The following is a 4,022-nucleotide window of genomic DNA, read 5'->3' on the forward strand; positions in this document are numbered from 1 at the left end:
ACCGCATACGTGGTGCTGCTGCAGCTCGGCCCGCCGCAGCTTCCGGGGCGCTAAGAACCCGCTAGACTGATCTCAGGAATGGGTCGGTGAGGCGGTCGCGTCACCCGGAAACGGGTGCCGAGGAACGTCCGGGCTCCGCAGGGAAGAACGGTGGGTAACGCCCACCCGGGGCAACCCGCGAGAAAGTGCAACAGAGAGTAGACCGCCAGCGGTTTTCCGCCGGTAAGGCTGAAAGGGTGGGGTAAGAGCCCACCGGCGTCCGTGGTGACACGGGCGGCCAGGTAAACCTCGTTCGGAGCAAGGCCAGACAGAAGGCGATGAGGCGTCCCGCTGAGTCTTCGGGTAGGCCGCTAGAGGGTGTCGGCAACGGCTCCCCGAGAGAGATGACCGTCACGCGGCAACGCGGACAGAACCCGGCGTATGATCTGACCCATTCCGTTTGCTTTCAGACCACCACGCTCGTCGGCCAGGGGCCAGACGCGCGCTGCCCGGGGGCAGTCGGCGCGTCTGGCGCCCGGAGTCACCGGCTCAGGCGGGGCGGTCCCCGGAGACGGTGAGCAGCTCGACGCCCGACTCGGTGACGACCATCGTGTGCTCGAACTGGGCCGTGATCGACTTGTCACGCGTCGTGACCGTCCAATCGTCGGCCCACATGTCCCACTCGTGCGTGCCGAGCGTGAGCATCGGCTCGATCGTGAACACCATGCCCGCGCGGATCACGTCGTTGAACTGCGGCGCGGAGTCGTAGTGCGGGATGATGAGCCCGGTGTGGAACGAGGACCCGACGCCGTGCCCCGTGAAGTCGCGCACCACGCCGTAGCCGAAACGCTTCGCGTAGGACTCGATGGTGCGCCCGATCACATTGACCTCGCGCCCGATCGCAACGGCCTTGATGCCGCGGCGCAGCGCCTCCTCGGTGCGGGTGACGAGCAGGTCCACCTCCTCGCTCACCTCGCCGACGCGGAAGGTGCGGTTCGTGTCGCCGTGGAAGCCATCGAGGTAGGCGGTGATGTCCACGTTCACGATGTCGCCCTCCTCCAGCACAGTGTCGTCGGGGATGCCGTGGCAGACGACCTCGTTCACGGAGGTGCAGGAGGACTTCGGGTAGCCCCGATAGCCGAGGGTAGAGGGGTAGGCCCCGGACGAGACGACGACGTCGTGCCCGATCCGGTCGAGCTCCGCGGTCGTCACGCCCGGGCGCACTGCGGCGCCGACGGCGTCGAGCGCGCGGGAGGCGATCCGGCCCGCGGCGCGGATCTTTGCGATCTCCTCGCTGGAGTAGGTGTTGTCCCCGGTGTACTCGGGCGGCTCCACGAGCCCGACATAGGGAGGCCGCACAATATGCTGCGGCACGGAGAGGAGCGGGCCGACGCTCCCCGGAATCAGATGGCCATTTACGTCCTTCGGCATACGATCTATCCTAGGGACACCCGCCGGGTGCCCGCTGAGGGAAGGACGCACCATGACACACGCAGCGAACGAGCACGCCGAAGCGAACGGGGAAGCAGAAACGAGCGCGGACCGCGAACAGCTGGGCGGCCCCGAGGGCGGCTGGTGGTACAACACCCGCTCGGGCGAGGTCGAGCGTGGGCCGCAGTCCCTCGGGCTGTACCGGGTCGGGCCCTTCGCCACGGAGGCGGAGGCGGCCAACGCGCCCCAGACGCTTCGCGCGCGCAGCGAGGCCTGGGCGGCGGAGGACGAGGCCGAGGCCGAGGACCGCTAAACCGACGGACCGCACCCGTTTACCGGGTGATCCTCGCGCGTTCACCCACGCGGGACGGTGTTTACCGGCTCGCCCCGGGGGAGCCCGGGGCGAGCTGAACCTTCCGGGAAGAGTCGCGCAGATGAGCCCGATTCGCCATCGGGGGCTCCGAGCGGGGGCGAAACTGGGCGTGCCGGGTGCGAGCCGCACCCGGGCACTGGCCCCGCTCACCCGAACCCCCGGAGACTCACATGGTTTCGTTTCTGCGCCCCATTGGCGCCCTCACGGTCGGCGCCGCCCTCTGCGCCGGCCTGATCTCGCTTCCCCCGACCGCCGCCGCCCAGGCGCTCGGCGGCGAGCACAACGGGTTGCCCTCGGGCGCCCTCACCCAGAAGTCGATCGTGATCGGCGTCGACGGCCTCACCTACGCTGAGCTGGACTCGACCGATACCCCGAACCTTGACCGGCTGCGCGCCGGGGGCATGCTCGCCACGAGCAACCTCTTCGCGGCCCCGCTCGCACCGACGGTCTCTGGCCCGGCCTGGGCGAGCATCGCCACCGGGACCTGGCCCGATCGACACGGCACCACGAACAACGATTTCACGGGCACCCAGTACGAGCGCTTCCCGGACTACCTCAGCCGCGCCGAGGCCGGGCTCCCGGAGGTCTCCACCCTGGCGGTCGGCACCTGGGGGCCGATCACGAGCAAGATCTTCGGCCCCGCCGTCGACGTGCGGGTCGCGGGCGGCGGCGACGCCGGGACGACGAAACAGGCGGTCGACTTCCTCACGAACGGCAACCCGGATGCGACCTTCGTCCACCTCGACGAGGTTGACGGTGCCGGGCACAGCGCGGGCACGAATGGCGCGGGCTACGGCCCGGCCGTCACCCGCGCCGACGCCATGATCGGCGAGATCCTGGCGGCGATCGACGCCCGGCCGAGCCGCGCCCAGGAGGACTGGCAGGTGATCGTCACCTCCGATCACGGCCACACGCCAACGGGCGGGCACGGCGGCAACTCCGTCCAGGAACGGCAGACCTTCGTGGTCGTCAGCGGCGGCGGGCAGGCCCCCGGCTCGGAGCGCTTCGACGTCAAGCTCACCGACATCGCCCCGAGCGTGCTCCGGCACCTCGGCGTCGCGAGCGACCCCGCCTGGGGGCTGGACGGGCAGAACTTCGCCGACCTCCGCGCCGATGACTTCGACTCGCTGCGCGGCATCCTGCAGCCCGCCGTGGATGAGCGGGGTCCGGGGGCGCAGCTCGGCTGGACCGGCACCGCACCCGAGGGCTGGAGCATCGACAACTCGCGGATGCCCGAGGGCGGCGTGACCGAGTTCCGCGGCTGGTCCTTCATGACGGACGAGTTCTTCTCGAACGTTGAGCGCGGGCAGGGCCGGGAAACGAATGTGCGCTCCCGGGATGTCTTCGCCGTCGCCGACTCGGACGAGTGGGACGACTCCGCTCACGCGGCCGGGGCCTTCGACTCGACCCTCCGCAGCCCGAAGATCGCGCTCAACGGCGCGGACACGCTCGACCTGAGCTACGCCACGACCTACCTGTGGGACGGCCCGCAGGCCGCGAACGTGACGCTCGTCTTCCCCGACAACCCGGGGCTGGAGGAGCTGCGCGTGCGAACCTTCGAGCGCGAGCCCGTGAACGCGGTCGAGACCTTCGCGACGGAGCTGCCGCGCGACGATGCTGGGCAGCTGCCCACGAGTGCGCAGCTCGAATTCCGCTACACCGGAACCAACAGCATGTTTTGGGCGGTTGACCAGGTGCGCTGGTCTCAGCCGGATGCGCCCGTTACCCCCGAGGTGCCCGGCCCCTGGGCCACCGTGACGCTCGACACGGCACGCGTCGCGCCGGGCGACACCCTGACGGCGACCGTCACCGGCCTCGCCGCGGGTCAGCAGATCCGGGCCACGCTGCGCCCCCTCGAGATCGAGGCGCAGCGCGTGCCCGTCGCCGACGCGGAGGGCCGGGTCTCACTCAGGATCCCCGTGCCCCGCGCGGCGCGGCCGGGCGAGCACCGCCTGGAGGTGACCGCCGATGGCGAGGACCCCATCACCACCCCCGTTACCGTGACCGCCGGTGACCCCGAGCCGGGCACCGGCGGCAACACCGGGAACCCGGGCGACACCGGCACCCCAGGGAACACGGGGAACACCGGGAACACCGGAAACTCGGGCACCTCGGACCCGGCCACGCCGATGCCGTCCGCCGAGCCCGGGGACTCGGTCGCCGGGGACGGCTCGGCCGCGCGCTCCGAGCTCGCGCAGACCGGGGCGAGCGCGGGGGCCACGCTCCCGATCGTGCTGGG

General features: G+C 70.9%; 3 protein-coding genes and 1 other RNA gene. 3 read left to right on the forward strand and 1 reads right to left on the reverse strand.

The window, feature by feature from the left end:
- Positions 1–79 precede the first annotated feature (79 nt).
- Positions 80–437: RNase P RNA component class A (gene rnpB, locus OOT08_RS15940), an RNA gene on the forward strand.
- Positions 438–528: 91 nt separating this feature from the next.
- Here the strand turns inward: rnpB and map are convergent.
- Positions 529–1,410: a type I methionyl aminopeptidase gene (gene map / locus OOT08_RS15945; RefSeq protein ID WP_325093814.1), complete on the reverse strand. Its 882-nt coding sequence runs from the start codon at positions 1,408–1,410 to the stop codon at positions 529–531.
- 52 nt (positions 1,411–1,462) lie between these two features.
- On the opposite strand from map, the gene OOT08_RS15950 reads away from it, so the two are divergent.
- Positions 1,463–1,723 (forward strand): methionine aminopeptidase, encoded by a 261-nt coding sequence (locus tag OOT08_RS15950; protein WP_325093815.1) that lies wholly within the window; start codon positions 1,463–1,465, stop codon positions 1,721–1,723.
- A gap of 230 nt (positions 1,724–1,953) precedes the next feature.
- Positions 1,954–4,022 (forward strand): alkaline phosphatase family protein (locus OOT08_RS15955; protein WP_325093816.1); only part of this gene is annotated, 2,069 nt, incomplete at its 3' end.

This window comes from Leucobacter sp. M11, assembly GCF_035726885.1.
Lineage (GTDB): Bacteria > Actinomycetota > Actinomycetes > Actinomycetales > Microbacteriaceae > JAPFRB01.

Coding starts and splice junctions, on each gene's coding strand:
- OOT08_RS15950 (WP_325093815.1), top strand. CDS start 1,463: ATGACACACGCAGCGAACGAGCACGCCGAAGCGAACGGGGAAGCAGAA.
- map (WP_325093814.1), bottom strand. CDS start 1,410: ATGCCGAAGGACGTAAATGGCCATCTGATTCCGGGGAGCGTCGGCCCG.